Source organism: Pseudomonas oligotrophica (genome assembly GCF_021726475.1).
GTDB classification, from domain to species: domain Bacteria; phylum Pseudomonadota; class Gammaproteobacteria; order Pseudomonadales; family Pseudomonadaceae; genus Stutzerimonas; species Stutzerimonas oligotrophica.
This window is the reverse complement of sequence record NZ_JAKJRU010000006.1, coordinates 202937-219027: the sequence shown is the minus strand read 5'-3', so window position 1 is coordinate 219027 and position 16091 is coordinate 202937. Positions and strand designations below refer to the sequence as shown.

Sequence of the window (16091 nt, the reverse complement as noted above, 5' to 3'; positions counted from 1 at the left end):
GCGCGATGCGGCTTAGGGAACGACGCTGCGTGCGCCGCCGAGGTAGCTGGCGCCGTACTCCCTGACCGCCGCGGCATTGGCCGCTTCGGATTCGATGTACAGCTCCTCCAGGGTGTCGGCCAGCTCGTCCATCTGCATGTTGATGGTGGTCAGCGACTCCTGCAGGCGGTAGCTGAGCTCGTGGATTTCCTTCAGCCGCTCGGCGGTGAGTTCCTGGCCGAGGGCCGCTTCCAGGCGCTTGTTGTCGGCCGAGAAGCTGGCCACGGCAGCGGCCAGCTCGGCATCGGCGAAGGCCTGCGGCGCGCAGGCCAGGCCGAGGGTCAGGGCGATGATCTTGCAGGATTTCACGGCGGTTCCCTTGCTGGAAATGGGCGCGCGAACTTACCACCGCCGTCCGATTGCATCGCGTACTGGCGCACAAAGCGCGAACGCCGGTGACCTGCCGGTCATGGCTCGGCCGGAATCTGCAGGCCGCGCTGCACCGCCGGCCGGGCGAGGAAGGCATCGAGCACCCGGGCGACATTGGCGAAGCGGTCGAAGCCGACCAGTTCGCGCGCCTCGTAGAAGCCGATCAGGTTGCGCACCCAGGGGAAGATGGCGATGTCGGCGATGCCGTAGTCCTCGCCCAGCATCCAGGCGCGGCCTTGCAGATGCCCCTCGAGCACGCCGAGCAGGCGCTGCGACTCGGCCACGTAGCGATCCCGCGGGCGCTTGTCCTCGTAGTCCTTGCCGGCGAACTTGTTGAAGAAACCGAGCTGGCCGAACATCGGGCCGATCCCGCCCATCTGGAACATCAGCCACTGCAGCGCGTGATAGCGCCCGGCCGGGTCGGCGGGCAGCAGCCGGCCGCATTTCTCCGCCAGGTAGACGAGGATCGCGCCGGACTCGAACAGCGCCAGCGGCCGACCGCCCGGGCCGTCGGGGTCGATGATCGCCGGGATCTTGTTGTTCGGGTTGAGCGAGAGGAATTCCACGCTGCGCTGCTCGTCGCGGGAGAACTCCACGCGATGCGCCTCGTAGGGCAGGCCGAGCTCCTCCAGCATGATCGAGACCTTCACCCCATTGGGCGTCGGCAGCGAATACAGCTGCAGGCGCCCGGGATGTTGCGCAGGCCAGCGGCGGGTGATGGGAAAGACGGACAGATCGGTCATCGCAGGGCGCTCCTCGCACGGCAAAGCGCGAAGTGTAGCCCTTGCCCAGGCGACGTTCCGGGCCCCACCTCAGTCGCGACACACCAGGGGTGTTGCCGGGGCTTGCCCGGGGCGGCGTGCCTGCCAGGCCAGGGCGAAGACCAGCAGGCCGCCGATGGCGGTGGCGGCGCCGACGTAGCCGGTGGCGGTCCAGCCGAAGCCGGCGCTGATCGCCAGCCCGCCAAGCCAGGGGCCGAGCGCGTTGGCGATGTTGAAGGCGGCATGGTTGGAGGCCGCGGCGAGGGTCTGCGCCTCGGCGGCGACGTCCATCAGGTGGGTCTGCAGCGCCGGCGACAGCGAGACCATGGTGCCCACCGCGAACACCGCCGGGAAGACCGTCCACGGCGACTCGGCGGCGAGCGGGAAGGCCAGCAGCACCAGGGTGCTCCACAGCAGCAGCCAGGCCACCGCCAGGAAGCCGAGGCGGTCGAACAGCTGGCCACCGAGCAGGTTGCCGAGGATGCCGCCCAGGCCGAACGCGGCGAGGGCGAAGGGAATCCAGCCGGGCGTGACCCCGGTGACGTGCAGCAGCGTCGGCGCCATGTAGCTGAACACGCAGAACATGCCGGCAAAGCCGACCGAGCTGATCGCCAGGGCCAGCCAGACGTCGCGGCGGTTGAAGGCGCGCAGTTCGCGCAGCGGGCTGCTGCGCGGCTCGTCGCGCTGGGCCGGGAGAAACAGCGCCACCAGCGTCACCGTCAGCATGGCGATGGCGCCGACCAGCACGAAGGCCAGGCGCCAGCTACCCCACTGGCCGAGCCAGGTGGCCAGCGGATTGCCGACCAGGATGGCCACGGTCAGGCCCATCAGCACCCGGGCGACGGCCTGGGCGCGCTTTTGCGGCGCGACCATGGCGGCGGCCACCAGCATCGCCACGCCGAAGTAGGCGCCATGCGGCAGGCCGGTGACGAAGCGCAGCGCCATCAGCGTGGGATAGTCCGGTGCCAGCGCGCTGGCGAAGTTGCCGAGGGCGAAGAAGCCCATCAGCAGCAGGAGCAACTGGCGGCGCGCCAGGCGCGCACCGAAGATCGCCAGCAGCGGCGCGCCGACCACCACGCCCAGCGCGTAGCTGCTGATCACGTGGCCGACCTGCGGCTCGCTGATGCCCAGGCCGCGGGCGACCTCCGGCATCAGGCCCATGATGGCGAACTCGCCGGTGCCGATGGAGAAGCCGCCCATGGCCAGGGCCAGTTCGATGAGAAGGACGGCACGCGGCGAAAGCGCCGGCGCCGTGCGGGAGGCTTGCGCCTGCATGGTCACCTCGTGGTCGGTGTTGCGAAGACGGCCGGCGCTGCAGGTGCAGCTGCACGAAGCCATGGGAGCGTCATGTCGACGGGGAGGTTCCTCGGCGACGGTGTTCGGGTGTGCCGGGGCTCTGCCCCGGGGCCGGCGCCCGGGGAGGGCGGCGGCCGCCATGGAGCCGCAAAGTGTGACGCCGTGCAAGCTTGATTTGCGTCAGGGAAGGCGCCGGAGCCGGTTGCGTAATGTCCGGCGACAAGCTGGTCGGTCGATGCAGTTGCCGGTTTTCAGGCATTCCGGGGCGCGGCGTTTTCGGCGCAGGAGTCGGCGGTTGGGGACGGACGCAGCAGCCACCACGGAGATCGCCATGAACCTGCTGTTTCGTCCTGCCGAAGCGCTGATGAACCGCTTCAACTACCCGATCAAGTTCGGCCTGCTGGGCCTGCTTGTCCTCATCGCCTTCGCCAGCCTGATGCTGACGGTGGTCGACCAGCTGGAACACACCATCGAACGCTCCGAGCAGGAACTGGAGGCCACCGCCCTGGCGCGGCCGATGTTCCGCCTGGTCGAGCTCACCCAGCAGCATCGCGGGCTGTCCTCCATGGTGCTCGGCGGCAACGCGGCGATGGGCGCCCGGCGCGGCGAACGCGAGGCCGCGGTCGAGGCGGCCCTGGCCGAGCTGAACCGGGCGCTGCCCGGCGAACGCCGGCAGCTGCCGGCCTGGCAGGCGATCCAGCAGGACTGGGCGACCATCCGCCACGACGGGCTCGGCTGGACGCAGGCCAGGAACATGCGCGCGCATACCGAGCTGGTCGAGGCCATGCTGCGGCTGAACACCCAGCTGGCCGACGCCTACGGCCTGACCTTCGATCCCGAGGCGCAGAGCTACTACCTGATGGCGGCGGCGCTGGAGGACATGCCGTTCCTGATCGAGCGCATCGCGCGCCTGCGCGGCAGCGCCTCGGCGGCCCTGGCGCGCGGCAGCCTGGACGACGCGCAGCGCATCGGCCTGATCCTGCTCGGCGAGGAGATCCGCACGGCGCTGGACAGCATGCAGCTCAGCCTGGACAAGGTGATCGGCCAGCGTCCGCAGCTGGGCGACACCCTCACCGCGGCCATGGCCCAGCTGCGCCAGCAGGCGGCGCGGCTCGACGAGGTGGTGCAGGCGCTGGTGCAGCGCGGCGATTTCCAGGCCAGCACGGCGGAGGCCTTCTTCAGCCTGGCCACCGAGACCATCGCCATCGGCTACCGGCAGATGCACGAGAACCTGTTGCCCGGCCTCGACGGGCTGCTGCAGCAGCGCATCGAGCATGCCTACCAGGTGCTGCTGCTCAACGTCGGCGTGGCGCTGGTGGTGCTGGCGCTGATCGGCTACCTGTCGGTCGGCGCCTATCTGTCGGTAATGACCAGCGTGCGGCGCCTGCGCGAGGGCAGCGAAAAGCTCGCCGCCGGCGACCTCACCACGCATATCCGGCTGACCACCCGTGACGAGCTGCGGCATGTGGCGGGCAGCTTCAATGCCATGGCCGATGCGATGCGCGGGCTGATCGGCAGCATCCGCGACAATTCCGATCAGGTCGCCGACTCGGCGCGCAGCCTGGCCAGCGCCTCGGGGCAGATCCATGTCGCCTCGCAGTGCCAGAGCGATGCCGCCTCGAGCATGGCCGCCGCGGTGGAGCAGATGACCGTCGGCATCGAGCACATCGCGCGGCATGCCGGCGAGGCCGACTCGCTGGCGCATCACTCCGGCGAGCTGTCGCGCCAGGGTGGCGAGATCGTCAGCGCGGTGGTCGAGGAGATCCGCCTGATCGCCGCCTCGGTGGCCGACTCGGCGCGCACCGTGGCCGAGCTCGGCGAGCGTTCCGGGCAGATCTCGGCGATCGTCGAGGTGATCGGCGACATCGCCGCGCAAACCAACCTGCTGGCGCTCAACGCGGCCATCGAGGCGGCGCGCGCCGGCGAACAGGGCCGCGGCTTCGCGGTGGTCGCCGACGAGGTGCGCAAGCTGGCCGAGCGTACCGCGCAGTCGACCCGCGAGATCGGCGAGATGGTCGCCAGCATCCAGCAGGGCACCGCCGGTGCGGTGCAGGGCATGGAGCAGGGCGTGCAGCGGGTCAACGAGGGCGTGCAGCGCGCGCAGCGGGCCGGCGAGGCGATGCACGGCATCCGCGAGGCGGCCAACCAGGTGCAGGGCACGGTCGCCGAAATCTCCAGTGCCCTGCGCGAGCAGAGCGCGGCGTCGGTCGAGATCGCGCAGAAGGTCTCGATGATCGCGCAGATGGCCGAGGAGAACGGCAGCGCGGTGGGCAGCAACCACCAGACCGCCAGCCGCCTGAGCGACCTGGCCGGGCAGTTGCTGGGCAACGTCAGCCGCTTCCGCGCGGGCTGAGTCGCAGGGCTGGCGCACCGGCGACGGCTGCGCCGGTGCGGTGCCTCAGAACACCTGTTCGATGGTGATGTACTCGCCCTCGGTGCGCAGGGTGAGTTTCACCGTCTCGTTGGTGCGGTTCCGCCAGAACCAGCCGTGCTTGCCGTCGAACGCGGCGACCAGCTCGCCCTGCAGTTCCGGCGTGTCCTTGCCCTTGCCATAGCCATGGTAGAAGCCCTTCGGCGCCTGGACGGGGTCGCCGTGGGTGTCGTAGTTCAGGCGCCCACCGTTGGCCGTCCAGTGGAAGTTCGCCTTGGCGCCTTCCTTCATCTCAAGCTTGATCTCGGTGGCCTGGTTGGGCTTCAGGGTCAGATTGACCTCGTGCTGCTGGGTGGCCACCTTTGGCTGCTGCGGTTCGGCAGGCACCGGTGCCGCGGCGGGAGCCGGCTCGGCCTGCGCCACGGCCGGTGGCTGCGCATCGGCGGCGGCTTCCTCGGCCAGGGTGCGTTTCAGCTCGCCCATCTGGGTAAGCCCCAGCAGGCGGCCGGCACCGGTCGGGTCGATGGCGTACTCGGCGGGCATCACCACGGTGACCAGCAGCACGCCGGCGGCGATCAGAGCGATGGCGGTGGAGCGCAGCAGCTGGGCGCTGCTGGGCAGTCCGGTCAGGTCGGGTCGTTGGTTGTTGTACATGCGAAAAATTCCTTACTGGGACACGATCAGGCCGGTGAGCTGGTAACCCATCAAGAGGAAACCGGCGCCCATCATGGCGACGTTGGCGGTGTAGGCATGGCGCCAGAAGCCGGCGCTGCGTCGCCAGTAACCCATGGCAATGAGGATGGCGCCGAGCGCCAGCAACTGGCCGAGCTCGACCCCGACGTTAAAGGCGATCAGGTTGGCGATCAGGCCATCGGCAGCGATCTCGTACTCGAGAATCTTGGTCGCCAGGCCGAAGCCGTGGATCAGGCCGAAGACCAGCGTGGCCGCGCGGGTATCGGGCTGATAGCCGAACCAGCGCTCGAAGGCGCCGAGGTTGTCCAGGGCCTTGTAGACGACCGAAAAGCCGATGATCGCGTCGATCAGGTAGGCACTGACGCTGATCTCGGTCAGCACGCCGAACAGCAGGGTCACCGAGTGGCCGACGGCGAACAGCGTGACATAGAGCCCGACGTCCTTGAGCCGGTAGAGGAAGAAGATCACTCCGAAGAGGAACAGCAGGTGATCGTAGCCGGTGATCATGTGCTTGGCGCCCATGTAGATGAACGGCAACAGCAGCACGCCGGAGCTTTCCTGGATGAAGCCCTTGTCGCCCTCGGCCACGCCATGGGCGATTGCGTCGGGTGCGAGCAGGAACAGCAGCAAGCCGGATACCGGTAGCAGCGAGTGGCGCAGGCGTGCGTAGAACGCAGCGAGCCCGCGCAGGGATTGCGAATGCATGGAAATGGTCCTGAGCGAATGGGAAGAGGTCACCGGAGGCGACCGTCAGCAGCGCAAGGCTAGGCGCGGGGAGGGCGCTCGATGCGCGATACCGGGCTCTGCGGTAGCGCCGGGTGCGGCCAGGCCGGGACGTCGGCACGCTCGGGTTGCACGGCCAGGCTCAGCCGCACGGGATGAGGGGTTTCGTGGATGTGATCACCGAGCACGTGCACGTGCTGCAGCTCGCAGAGGGCGCAGCGCTCGACCGAGTGAGCATGCTGGTGATGGTGGTCGCGCCACCGGGCATCGGTTGAGTGCTGCGCCGGACTGACCAGCCAGGAGGTCGCATGGCTGCCCCAGCCCGCCAGCAGGGCGATGAGCAAGGCGAACACCAGCGAGGTCTTGGGGCGATGGTCGGTCATCGGCGATCTCTGGTTCCGGCGGCGGGCCTGTTGATCCAGCCGGGAGAGGGCGGCAGCCTATCGGGCCATTTTCCGGATCGCAACCGGTCCGGGCGCAGCCCATGGGGTACGGCGATCCTGCCGGCCATCCTCCAGCCTGCGCGTATGCAGCGCCATTGACCCATCGGCGGATTTGTCTTCCGCCTTGGTAGTAGACACCGTTGGCGAGGCCGCGCGCCTGCCGTTCACAGCGGCCAGATCCAGAGGATCGCCGGCACCGCGCAGAGCACCACCAGGATCGACAGCGGCAGGCCCAGGCGCCAGTAGTCGCCGAAGCGGTAGCCGCCGGGCGCCATCACCAAGGTGTTGGACTGGTGGCCGATGGGCGTGAGGAAGGCGCAGGACGCGCCGATCGCCACCGCCATCAGGAAGGGATCGACAGAGGCGTCCATGCCCCGCGCCAGGCTGATCGCCACCGGTGCGGCGAGCACCGCGGCGGCGGCGTTGTTGACCACGTTGGACACCAGCATCACGGCGACCATCAGCAGCGCCAGGGTTGCCGCCGGCGGCAGCGCCTGGCCGAGCGTGAGCAGGGCATCGGCGATCCGCTGCGAGCCGCCGGTGGTCTCCAACGCCTGGCCCACCGGCAGCATGGCCGCCACCAGCACGATCACCGGCATGTCGATGCTCTCGTAGATGCCGCCCAGCGGGATCAGCCCTGCCAGGATCATCACCAGTGCCCCGGCGACCAGCGCGGTGGCGGCCGGCAGCAGGCCGAGGGCGATGCTCGCCAGGGTCAGGGCGAAGATCGTGCTGGCCAGCAGCACCTGGCGCGGCGCGGTGATGCGCAGGCCGCGCGAGGCCAGCGGCAGGCAGCCGAGGTTGCCGAGGGTCGACTGCAGGCTTTCCTCGCGGGCCTGCAGCAGCAGGATGTCGCCGGCGGCGAAGCGGATCCGGCCCAGGCGCTGGCGCAGCCGCTGGCCCTGGCGGGCGACGGCCAGCACGTTGACGCCGTGGCGCTCGCGCAGGTCGAGGCCGCTGGCGGTGGTGCCCACCAGCATCGAGCCGGGGCTGACGATGGCTTCGGCCAGGGTCAGCTCGCCATGCCGGTCGCGGTGCTTCCTGCTCTTGTCGTCCTTGCCGGCGTGCGCGGCGGCCGGCTCGGCGTGGTCGCGCTCGGGCGGCTCCTCCAGGTTGGCCGCCAGCTCGACACCGGTGACGTCGAGCAGCGCCTTGAGGCTGTCCGAATCGGCCTCGACCAGCAGGATGTCCTCCTCGCGCAGCACTTCGTAGGTCGACGGCATGCGCTGGCGCTGCTCGCCGCGAATCAGCGCGATGACCTGCACGTCGGCCTCGTCCTGTACCGCGCCGATCAGTGCGTGCAGGGTGCGCCCGGCGTACTTGCAGCCCTCCGGCACGCGCACTTCGGTGAGGTAGGCGCTGATCTCGAACAGGTCGCCGTTGCCTTCCTGTTCCTGCCGGCGCGGCACCAGCCGCCAGCCGAGCAGGGCGATGAAGGCGACCCCGGCGAGGGTCACCGCGGCGCCCACCGGGAGAAAGGCGAACATGCCGAAGGGGGCCTCGCCGGCTTCGGCGCGGTAGCCGGCGATGATCAGGTTGGGCGGCGTGCCGATCAGCGTCAGGGTGCCGCCGAGCAGCGAGCCGAAGGCCAGCGGCATCAGCAGGTAGGACGGCGAGCGGCCGCTCTGGCGCGACATCCAGATCGCCACCGGCATGAACAGCGCCAGCGCGCCGACGTTGTTCATGAAGCCCGAGCTCAGCGCGACGATGCCGGTCAGTGCGGCGACCTGCGCCCAGGGCCGTTCGCCGACCTGCATCAGCCGGCGTGCCACGGAGTCCACCACGCCGGCGTTGAGCAGGCCGCGGCTGAGCACCAGCACCGCGGCCACCGAGATCACCGCCGGATGGGCGAGGCCGGCGAACACCTCGTCGGCCGGCACCACGCCGCTCAGGGCGCAGGCGAGCAGGGCGCCGAGCGCCACCAGGTCGTAGCGCCAGCGGTTCCAGATGAACAGCGCCAGGGTTGCCGCGAGCACGCCAAAGACGATCAGCTGGTCGCCGGTCATGTGGTTCTCTCCGATCCGCCGGGGCCGTGGCGCCGGGCGGCAATACCGTGGAACAGGGGGGGGCGCGGCGCACCTGCCGGGCGCGACCGCGAGGCGCTCGTGACTACAGACTGCCAGCATCGCGCAAAGGTGCCGGCAGGTTATGGCAAAAGTCCGCGCCGCGGGGCAAGGTGGCCGCACAACAATTCGAAAGGCCCTTGTCATGCCCGAGTCCGTTTCCCTGCCGTGCCGCGATGGCTTCAGCCTGGCCGCGCAGCTGTGGCGGCCCGCCGGCGCCGAGCGCGGCGCGGTGATCGTCAGCAGTGCGACCGGCGTGCTGTCGCGCTACTACGCGCGCTACGCCGGCTTTCTCGCCGAGCATGGCTTCGCCGTGCTGACCTACGACTTCCGCGGCATCGGCGGCTCGCGGCCGCCGCGGCTGCGCGAGCTGCGCATGCGCTGGCGCGACTGGGGCGACTACGATTTCGACGCCGCCGTGCGCTTCATGCGCCAGCGCGACCCGCACGGGCTGCTGGTGGCGGTGGGGCACAGCGCCGGTGGTTTCATGCCCGGTTTCGCCGAGGCCGCCAGCCAGGTGGATCGCTACCTCAACGTGGCCGGGCAGTACGCCTACTGGCGCGACTACGCCGCCGACCGGCGCCTGCGCATGTTCGCCAAGTGGCACCTGCTGATGCCGGCGCTGACCCGGCTGCTCGGCTATTTCCCCGGGCGGCGCCTGGGCTGGCTGGAAGACCTGCCGGCCGGCGTCGCGCTGGAATGGGCCGGGCGCGGTGCACGGCTGGAGCACAGCTATCCGGCCAATGAGCATGACGAGCTGTTCCGCCGCTTCGCGGCGATCCGCGCGCCGATCCTGGCGGTGAGCACCAGCGACGACGAATTCGCCACGCCGGCGGCCATGCGCCGGGGCCTGGCGTATTTCTGCAACAGCCCGCGCCAGCGCGTGCAGCTCGAGCCCGGTGCGCTGGGCTTCGAGCGCATCGGCCACTTCGGCCTGTTCCATGACCGCCACCGCCAGGGCTTCTGGCGCGCGAGCCTGGAGTGGATCGCCGAGGGCCGCAATCCCTGGCTGGCCGACGAAGTCATCGAGGCCGGCGCGCCGCCGGTCCGCGACGATGGCATTCCCTTCGCCGCCGCGCCGGGCTATAAGCCAGGCCCATGAACAAGCGCACCCTCCAAGAGCAGATCATCGCCACCCTCGAAGCCGACCGCGAGGTGGCCCGCACCGTGCTGGCCGCGACCCACGAGGCTGCCACCCACGCCGAGAGCAAGGCCGAGAACAAGTACGACACCCGTGGCCTGGAAGCGGCCTACCTGGCCGACGGCCAGCGCCGCCGCCTGCACGAGATCGAGACGGCGCTCGCCGCCTATCGCAACCTGCAGCCGGTCGCCGCCGACGAAGGCCGGGTGCGGGTCGGCGCGCTGCTCTGCCTGGAGCACGACGCCGAGGAACGCTGGTTCTTCCTCGGTCCCGACGGCGCCGGCTTGAAGCTGCGGCACGAGGGCCGCGAGGTGCTGGTGATCTCGCCGCGCTCGCCGCTGGGCCAGGGCCTGCTCGGCCGCCAGGAGGGCGACGAGGTGGAGCTGCGCGTCAACGGCCGGCTGCAGCGCTACGAGGTGCTGGAAGTTCGCTAGGGCGGGCGCCGCTCAGGCGCGCTCGGCGATCCGCTGCACCACCACGCTGCCGGTGATATCGCCCTGCACGTTCACCGCCGTGCGGATGGTGTCGAGCAGGCGGTCGATCGGCAGCAGGATGGCGATCGCCTCGGCCGGCAACCCGACCGCCTGCAGGACCATGACCATGGTCACCATGCCGGCGCTGGGAATGCCCGGTGCGCCGGTCGAGGCGATCATCGCGGTGAAGAACACCACCGCCTGCTGGCCCAGGCTCAGCTCGACCCCTACCAGGTTGGCGACGAACAGCGCGGCGGCGGCCTCGTAGAGCGCGGTGCCGTCCATGTTCATGGTCGCGCCCAGCGGCAGCACGAAGCCGGCGTAGCGCTTGTCGACCTTGAGGTTCTCCTCGGCGCAGCGGATCGAGACCGGCAGCGTCGCCGAACTCGAGCTGGTGGCGAAGGCGGTGATCACCGCATCGCGCGCGCCGCGCCAGAACCACAGCGGCGAGCGGCCGGTGGTCAGGTAGAGGATCAGCGGCAGCACCACCGCGCCGTGGAACAGCGTGGTGCCGAACACCAGCACGATGAAGCCGCCCACCGCCGAGAGCAGCGCGACATCCTGTTCGGCGACCAGGCGGACCAACAGCGCGAGGATGCCCAGCGGCGCCAGGCGCATGATCCAGCCGACGATGTGCAGCAGCATCTCGAGGATTTCCTGCAGCAGCGCGAGGATGGTGCGGTAGCGCTGGCCGCCGGCGACCAGGGCGATGCCGACGAACAGGGCGAACACCACGACCGCCAGCACGCTGCTCTGGGCGAAGGCGGCGAAGGGGTTCTGGAAGAGGTTGGCGAAGAAGTGCTGGAAGAACTCCGGCAGGGTCAGCTGGCGCGCCTCGAAGGCATCCATCTGCTCGGCGAACAGGTCCAGCGACAGCCCGGCGCCGGGCTTGACCAGGTTGGCCGCGGTCAGCGAGACGAGCATCGCCACGCCGGTGGTCAGGGTGAAGTAGAGCAGCGCGGTGATCCACACCCGGTGCACCTGGTGGTGCTGCTGCAGGCTGGCCACGCCGACGGCGATGGAGGTGAACACCAGCGGCACCAGCACCATCTTCAGCATGCCGATGAACACGCTGGAGACCAGCCCGGCGGTATACAGGGTGCCTTCGCGCAGCGCGGCGTCCTCGGGCAGCGCGCCGGTCAGCCAGCCGATCAGCAGGCCGAGACAGGCAGCGACGAGGATTTGCACGTTGAGGCTGGGCATGATGGGTGTCCTTGTTGTTGTTCAGGGGCTGCTCGGCAGACCGGCCGCGCCGCTGCCGGGTTCGCCACAGCGCCATGATAGCGGGCCACGCGGATGCCGTGCCGGCCCGGCCGCGTCAGCGCAGGATGGGTTAGCGGGATTTTCAGCCCGGCGGCGCCACCTTCCCGGCGCGGCTCGGATAGCCTTGGCTGCAGGTCAGCGAGGAGGGCGGGATGAGCGGCATCGACGACGACATCGAACGGCGGATCGCCAGGCAGGTCGCCGAGTGGCAGCGGGGCGTCAGCGGCCGCGGTACGCCGCTGCAGATCGACAGCGCCTGGCTGCAGACGCCACCGGGGCTGCGCCTGCCGTTCCAGGTGCTGAAGAACGCCGGCATCGCGCCGCGCGAGGTGGAGCTGCTGCACGAACGCACGCGGCTGCGCGAGTGCGTGCAGCAGTGTGCCGATGCCGCCGAGCGCGAGCGCCTGCAGCAACGGCTGGTCGATCTCGAGCAGAACCTGGCGTTTCGCCTGGAGGCGCTGGCCCGCCTCGGCAAGGGCTGATGGCCCGAGCCGGGCGCTCGCCACTTAGCGGGCTGTGGCAGTATGCGTCGCTCGCAGCAAGGGGATGCACATGCAAGCCGAAGACCTCCAGCGCCTGGTGACCCAGACCATGCCCTACGGCAAGTACAAGGGACGGCTGATCGCCGACCTGCCGGGGCACTACCTCAACTGGTTCGCCCGGGTGGGCTTTCCGCCGGGCGAGATCGGCCGGCTGATCGCGCTGATGCAGGAGATCGACCACAACGGGCTCAAGCCCCTGCTCGAGCCACTGCGCCGTCGCTGATCAGTCCTGCGACTGCGCCTTGAGCGCCTCGAGCGCGGGCGCGGCGTAGATGCCGACCTCCACGGCGAGCTGCATGACCCGCGGCAGGTCGCTGGTGTAGACCAGCACCGCCTGCAGTTCGTCATCCAGCGGCTCGCTGAAGTCCACCAGCACATAGCCACCCTTTTCCGGGTAGAGGCTGCCGAGCTGCACCTGGATGCGGTTGAGCGCCTTGAGCGGCTCGGTCTTGGCCAGCTGCTTGGGCTTGAGCACGAAGCCCACCTGCGGGCCGAACGAGGCGACGATCTGGGTGAACAGCTGTTCGTAGTCGTCGGCCTGGAACAGCACGGTGTCGGGCAGGCTGCCGACCACCACCCACTCGCCGAGGGGAATGGGGAAGCTGTCGTCGTAGTTGATGTCCGGGTTGGCCGCGAGGAACGCCGCGGGGTCGGCGTAGGCCTGGGCGGCTTCCTCGGCGATACGCTCGATCTCCGTTTCGGCCATGCAGCCGGAGCTGATCAGGCCGATCAGTTCTGCCAGTTGATCCTGCATCTGCGGACTCCTGTGGTCGGGGCGCGCAGCATAGCCGAAGGCCGCCGCGGGTGCCCGGTCGGGCGATGCCCCCTGGGGTATATTGCGAAAACTTATAGAACCGAAAGTTCTAGCGTTATTCGATTTCTTTCTTGTCCGGGAAGCGCATGCTACCTTCGCGCTGACTGCGACAACCGGCCGCACCTCGAGGGAGGCGCCGGTTGCCTCGCGGCGATCATTACAACTCGAAATACCGTGAGGTCCCGTATGAGAACGACCGATCGCCTGCTGGCCGGGGCCTGTGCCTTGCTGCTGGCCATGCAGGCCCAGGCTGCCGACGGACAGAAACTCTTTACCCAGGGGGGCGCGAATCCGGCGGCGATGGCCTGCGTCACCTGCCATGGCGCCAACGGCGAGGGCATGGCCGCCGGTGGCTTTCCGCGACTGGCCGGACTGTCTGCCGGCTACCTGAACAAGCAGCTGGAGGACTTCCGTAGCGGAGCCCGGGCCAATCCGATCATGCAACCGATCGCCGCGGCGCTCGGTGACGACGAGATGCAGGCACTGAGCGCGTTCCTCGCGGCCAAGCCCGCGCCGGCAGCGGCGCAGGCCAACCGTGCCGATGCAGCCGAAGGTGTCGGTGCCCGGCTGGCGCTGCGCGGTGCCTGGGAGCGCAACATTCCCGAATGCGTGTCCTGCCATGGCCCCGGCGGCAGCGGTGTGGGCGATGCCTTCCCGGCGCTGGGCGGCCAGTCGGCGGCCTACCTGAGCGCACAGCTGAACGCTTGGCGCCAGGGCACGCGCAAGAACGACCCGAACGATCTGATGGGGCATGTCGCCCGTTCGCTGACCGACGCGGAAGTCACTGCCGTGGCGGAGTACTTCGCCAGCCTGGGCCAATAGGAGTCGCGCGCATGAAACTGTTTCCCTTCGCCGTGCTGGCGCTGGCGGTCTGCGGACCGGTAGCGGCCGCCGAGATCAAGATGGACGACCAGTCCCAGCTCAACCCGAAGGCCACCGGCAAGCCAGCCTTCGAGCCGCCGCAGGAAAGCGACCTGCCGGACAATGCCTACGGCAAGCTGGTGCAGGAAGGCCGGGCGATCTTCGTCAACACGCAGAAATACGCCGGCGAGTACGTCGGCAACGGCATGAACTGCACCAACTGCCACCTCGACCAGGGACGCAAGGCCGACTCCGCGCCGCTGTGGGGCGCCTATCCGATGTACCCGGCCTACCGGAAGAAGAACGACAAGGTCAACAGCTATGCCGAGCGGGTCCAGGGCTGCTTCCAGTTCAGCATGAACGGCAAGCCACCGGCGGCCGACAGCCACGTGATCAATGCGTTGAGCGCCTACTCCTACTGGCTCTCCACTGGTGCGCCGACCGGCCAGGAGCTGCCCGGCCGCGCCTACCCGGAAGTGCCGCAGCCCAAGGGCGGCTACGACATCGCCAAGGGCCGCGAGGTCTACGCCGCGCAATGCGCGGTCTGCCACGGCGACGACGGCCAGGGCCAGAAGGCGGCCGAGGGCTACGTGTTCCCGCCGCTGTGGGGACGCGATTCGTTCAACTGGGGCGCCGGCATGCACCGGATCAACACCGCCGCGGCGTTCATCAAGGAAAACATGCCGCTCGGCAAGGGCCGCACCCTCAGCGACGAGGAGGCCTGGAACGTTGCCGCCTACATGAACAGCCACGAGCGCCCGCAGGATCCGCGGCTGATCGACGGCTCGATCGCCAAGACACGGGACAAGTACCACGCCAACGACGGCGTCAACCTGTACGGCGTGGAGGTGAACGGCGTGCTGCTCGGCCAGGGGATCAAGTGACCCTGGCCCGGCAACCTGCCAATCCGGGAGCGTCGTTCGACGCTCCTTTCACGATCCGACCGACGGGTCACGAAAGATCCTCATAATTTCCTCAACAAAGCGCGCAAGGTTGCGGTTTCTTTACGCTTTTCGTGCACAATAGCCGCCACAACAGGCGCATGCGTGAACCCCGTCGGCCGCGTGGCCGCGTCGTTCCGGCGTCACTACGACAAGCCAACTCCAGAGGAGCGACCGTGTACGACGTCGTGATCAGCGGTACCGGCCTTTACACCCCCGCCAGCAGCATCTCCAACGAAGAGCTGGTGGCCTCCTTCAACACCTTCGTCCAGCGTCACAATGCCGAGCATGCCGCGGCCATCGAGGCCGGCGAGATGCAGCCGCTGGCCGAGTCCAGCGCCGCCTTCATCGAGAAGGCCTCGGGCATCAAGAGCCGCTTCGTCACCGACAAGAACGGCATCCTCGACCCGGCGCGCATGGTTCCGCGCATTCCCGAGCGCAACAACGAGCAGTGGTCGATCCTCTGCGAAATGTCGGTCAAGGCCGCCGAGCAGGCGCTGACCCGTGCCGGCAAGTGCGCGGCGGACATCGACGGGGTGATCGTCGCTTGCTCGAACCTGCAGCGTGCCTACCCGGCGATCGCCATCGAGGTGCAGGCGGCGCTGGGCATCAAGGGTTTCGGCTTCGACATGAACGTGGCCTGCTCGTCGGCGACCTTCGGCATCCAGAACGCCGCCAACAGCATCCGCCTGGGGCAGGCGCGTGCGGTGCTGATGGTCAACCCGGAGATCTGCACCGGGCACATGAACTTCCGCGACCGCGACAGTCATTTCATCTTCGGCGACGCCTGCACCGCGGTGCTGCTCGAGCGCGCCGACCTGGCGACCTCGGCGTACCAGTGGGAGGTGCTCAGCACCAAGCTGGCGACCGAGTTCTCCAACAACATCCGCAACAACTTCGGCTTCCTCAACCGAGCGGCCGAGGAGCACAAGGACGATCCGGACAAGCTGTTCATCCAGGAAGGCCGCAAGGTGTTCAAGGAAGTCTGTCCGATGGTCGCCGAGCTGATCGGCGCTCACCTGGCCGAGAGCGGCCTGCCGGTCGAGTCGGTCAAGCGCTTCTGGCTGCACCAGGCCAACCTGAACATGAACCAGCTGATCGTGCGACGCCTGCTCGGCCGCGATGCCACCGCCGAAGAAGCGCCGGTGATCCTCGACACCTACGCCAACACCAGTTCGGCTGGCTCGGTGATCGCCTTCCACAAGCACCAGGACGACCTGCCCGCCGGCAGCGTCGGCGTGTTGAGCTCGTTCGGCGCCGGCTACTCGATCGGCAGCGTGATCCTGCGCAAGCGCTGA

At 69.1% G+C, this 16091-nt stretch carries 17 protein-coding genes; 8 read left to right on the top strand and 9 right to left on the bottom strand.

Going from position 1 to position 16091, the window contains the following annotated elements; genetic code table 11:
• Nucleotides 1-12 precede the first annotated feature (12 nt).
• The 3 genes from L3N39_RS14300 to L3N39_RS14290 all read right to left on the bottom strand — a co-directional run bounded on the left by L3N39_RS14300 (nucleotide 13) and on the right by L3N39_RS14290 (nucleotide 2444).
• Nucleotides 13-348, bottom strand: coding sequence for a DUF6746 family protein (locus L3N39_RS14300; protein WP_237258120.1), 336 nt, complete (start codon nucleotides 346-348; stop codon nucleotides 13-15).
• Nucleotides 349-446: 98 nt separating this feature from the next.
• Nucleotides 447-1151: a glutathione S-transferase N-terminal domain-containing protein gene (locus L3N39_RS14295; RefSeq protein ID WP_237258119.1), complete on the bottom strand. Its 705-nt coding sequence runs from the start codon at nucleotides 1149-1151 to the stop codon at nucleotides 447-449.
• A 69-nt stretch (nucleotides 1152-1220) separates the two neighbouring features.
• The gene (locus L3N39_RS14290; protein ID WP_237258118.1) at nucleotides 1221-2444 is read right to left on the bottom strand and encodes an MFS transporter; all 1224 of its coding nucleotides are present in this window, start codon (nucleotides 2442-2444) and stop codon (nucleotides 1221-1223) included.
• A 352-nt stretch (nucleotides 2445-2796) separates the two neighbouring features.
• Here L3N39_RS14290 and L3N39_RS14285 point away from each other — a divergent pair, with 352 nt between their 5' ends.
• The gene (locus L3N39_RS14285) at nucleotides 2797-4818 is read left to right on the top strand and encodes a methyl-accepting chemotaxis protein (protein WP_237258117.1); all 2022 of its coding nucleotides are present in this window, start codon (nucleotides 2797-2799) and stop codon (nucleotides 4816-4818) included.
• Between the two features lie 45 nt (nucleotides 4819-4863).
• Here the strand turns inward: L3N39_RS14285 and L3N39_RS14280 are convergent, their stop codons facing one another.
• The 4 genes from L3N39_RS14280 to L3N39_RS14265 all read right to left on the bottom strand — a co-directional run bounded on the left by L3N39_RS14280 (nucleotide 4864) and on the right by L3N39_RS14265 (nucleotide 8701).
• Nucleotides 4864-5490, bottom strand: a complete 627-nt coding sequence (locus L3N39_RS14280) for a transmembrane anchor protein (RefSeq protein WP_237258116.1) — start codon at nucleotides 5488-5490, stop codon at nucleotides 4864-4866.
• 12 nt (nucleotides 5491-5502) lie between these two features.
• Entirely contained in the window at nucleotides 5503-6234 is a 732-nt protein-coding gene (locus tag L3N39_RS14275) for a HupE/UreJ family protein (RefSeq protein WP_237258115.1), read from the bottom strand.
• 59 nt (nucleotides 6235-6293) lie between these two features.
• Nucleotides 6294-6635, bottom strand: a complete 342-nt coding sequence (locus L3N39_RS14270) for a hypothetical protein (protein ID WP_237258114.1) — start codon at nucleotides 6633-6635, stop codon at nucleotides 6294-6296.
• Between the two features lie 224 nt (nucleotides 6636-6859).
• The gene (locus L3N39_RS14265) at nucleotides 6860-8701 is read right to left on the bottom strand and encodes an SLC13 family permease (RefSeq protein ID WP_237258113.1); all 1842 of its coding nucleotides are present in this window, start codon (nucleotides 8699-8701) and stop codon (nucleotides 6860-6862) included.
• A gap of 202 nt (nucleotides 8702-8903) precedes the next feature.
• Here L3N39_RS14265 and L3N39_RS14260 point away from each other — a divergent pair, with 202 nt between their 5' ends.
• Nucleotides 8904-9860 carry an alpha/beta hydrolase family protein gene (locus tag L3N39_RS14260; protein ID WP_237258112.1) on the top strand — a complete coding sequence of 319 codons (957 nt, stop codon included), beginning with the start codon at nucleotides 8904-8906 and terminating at the stop codon, nucleotides 9858-9860.
• Nucleotides 9857-10333, top strand: coding sequence for a GreA/GreB family elongation factor (locus L3N39_RS14255; protein ID WP_237258111.1), 477 nt, complete (start codon nucleotides 9857-9859; stop codon nucleotides 10331-10333). The genes L3N39_RS14260 and L3N39_RS14255 overlap by 4 nt, the downstream gene beginning before the upstream one ends.
• Nucleotides 10334-10345: 12 nt before the next feature.
• On the opposite strand, the gene L3N39_RS14250 is transcribed toward L3N39_RS14255, so the two are convergent.
• Entirely contained in the window at nucleotides 10346-11575 is a 1230-nt protein-coding gene (locus tag L3N39_RS14250) for a dicarboxylate/amino acid:cation symporter (protein WP_237258110.1), read from the bottom strand.
• Nucleotides 11576-11787: 212 nt separating this feature from the next.
• Here L3N39_RS14250 and L3N39_RS14245 point away from each other — a divergent pair, with 212 nt between their 5' ends.
• Nucleotides 11788-12117, top strand: coding sequence for a DnaJ family domain-containing protein (locus tag L3N39_RS14245; protein WP_237258109.1), 330 nt, complete (start codon nucleotides 11788-11790; stop codon nucleotides 12115-12117).
• Between the two features lie 70 nt (nucleotides 12118-12187).
• Nucleotides 12188-12400, top strand: a complete 213-nt coding sequence (locus L3N39_RS14240; protein ID WP_237258108.1) for a DUF3820 family protein — start codon at nucleotides 12188-12190, stop codon at nucleotides 12398-12400.
• Here the strand turns inward: L3N39_RS14240 and L3N39_RS14235 are convergent, their stop codons facing one another.
• Nucleotides 12401-12931, bottom strand: a complete 531-nt coding sequence (locus L3N39_RS14235) for a hypothetical protein (RefSeq protein WP_237258107.1) — start codon at nucleotides 12929-12931, stop codon at nucleotides 12401-12403.
• Between the two features lie 246 nt (nucleotides 12932-13177).
• Here L3N39_RS14235 and L3N39_RS14230 point away from each other — a divergent pair, with 246 nt between their 5' ends.
• The 3 genes from L3N39_RS14230 (at nucleotide 13178) to L3N39_RS14220 (ending at nucleotide 16091) form a co-directional block, all read left to right on the top strand.
• Nucleotides 13178-13813: a c-type cytochrome gene (locus L3N39_RS14230; RefSeq protein WP_237258106.1), complete on the top strand. Its 636-nt coding sequence runs from the start codon at nucleotides 13178-13180 to the stop codon at nucleotides 13811-13813.
• 11 nt (nucleotides 13814-13824) lie between these two features.
• Nucleotides 13825-14736: a c-type cytochrome gene (locus tag L3N39_RS14225; protein ID WP_237258105.1), complete on the top strand. Its 912-nt coding sequence runs from the start codon at nucleotides 13825-13827 to the stop codon at nucleotides 14734-14736.
• 233 nt (nucleotides 14737-14969) lie between these two features.
• Nucleotides 14970-16091, top strand: a complete 1122-nt coding sequence (locus tag L3N39_RS14220) for a beta-ketoacyl-ACP synthase III (RefSeq protein WP_237258104.1) — start codon at nucleotides 14970-14972, stop codon at nucleotides 16089-16091.

Bases quoted from the DNA above. Each gene is read 5' to 3' on its own strand.
- L3N39_RS14295 (WP_237258119.1), bottom strand. From the start codon at position 1,151: ATGACCGATCTGTCCGTCTTTCCCATCACCCGCCGCTGGCCTGCGCAA.
- L3N39_RS14290 (WP_237258118.1), bottom strand. From the start codon at position 2,444: ATGCAGGCGCAAGCCTCCCGCACGGCGCCGGCGCTTTCGCCGCGTGCC.
- L3N39_RS14285 (WP_237258117.1), top strand. From the start codon at position 2,797: ATGAACCTGCTGTTTCGTCCTGCCGAAGCGCTGATGAACCGCTTCAAC.
- L3N39_RS14280 (WP_237258116.1), bottom strand. From the start codon at position 5,490: ATGTACAACAACCAACGACCCGACCTGACCGGACTGCCCAGCAGCGCC.
- L3N39_RS14275 (WP_237258115.1), bottom strand. From the start codon at position 6,234: ATGCATTCGCAATCCCTGCGCGGGCTCGCTGCGTTCTACGCACGCCTG.
- L3N39_RS14270 (WP_237258114.1), bottom strand. From the start codon at position 6,635: ATGACCGACCATCGCCCCAAGACCTCGCTGGTGTTCGCCTTGCTCATC.
- L3N39_RS14265 (WP_237258113.1), bottom strand. From the start codon at position 8,701: ATGACCGGCGACCAGCTGATCGTCTTTGGCGTGCTCGCGGCAACCCTG.
- L3N39_RS14260 (WP_237258112.1), top strand. From the start codon at position 8,904: ATGCCCGAGTCCGTTTCCCTGCCGTGCCGCGATGGCTTCAGCCTGGCC.
- L3N39_RS14255 (WP_237258111.1), top strand. From the start codon at position 9,857: ATGAACAAGCGCACCCTCCAAGAGCAGATCATCGCCACCCTCGAAGCC.
- L3N39_RS14250 (WP_237258110.1), bottom strand. From the start codon at position 11,575: ATGCCCAGCCTCAACGTGCAAATCCTCGTCGCTGCCTGTCTCGGCCTG.
- L3N39_RS14245 (WP_237258109.1), top strand. From the start codon at position 11,788: ATGAGCGGCATCGACGACGACATCGAACGGCGGATCGCCAGGCAGGTC.
- L3N39_RS14240 (WP_237258108.1), top strand. From the start codon at position 12,188: ATGCAAGCCGAAGACCTCCAGCGCCTGGTGACCCAGACCATGCCCTAC.
- L3N39_RS14235 (WP_237258107.1), bottom strand. From the start codon at position 12,931: ATGCAGGATCAACTGGCAGAACTGATCGGCCTGATCAGCTCCGGCTGC.
- L3N39_RS14230 (WP_237258106.1), top strand. From the start codon at position 13,178: ATGAGAACGACCGATCGCCTGCTGGCCGGGGCCTGTGCCTTGCTGCTG.
- L3N39_RS14225 (WP_237258105.1), top strand. From the start codon at position 13,825: ATGAAACTGTTTCCCTTCGCCGTGCTGGCGCTGGCGGTCTGCGGACCG.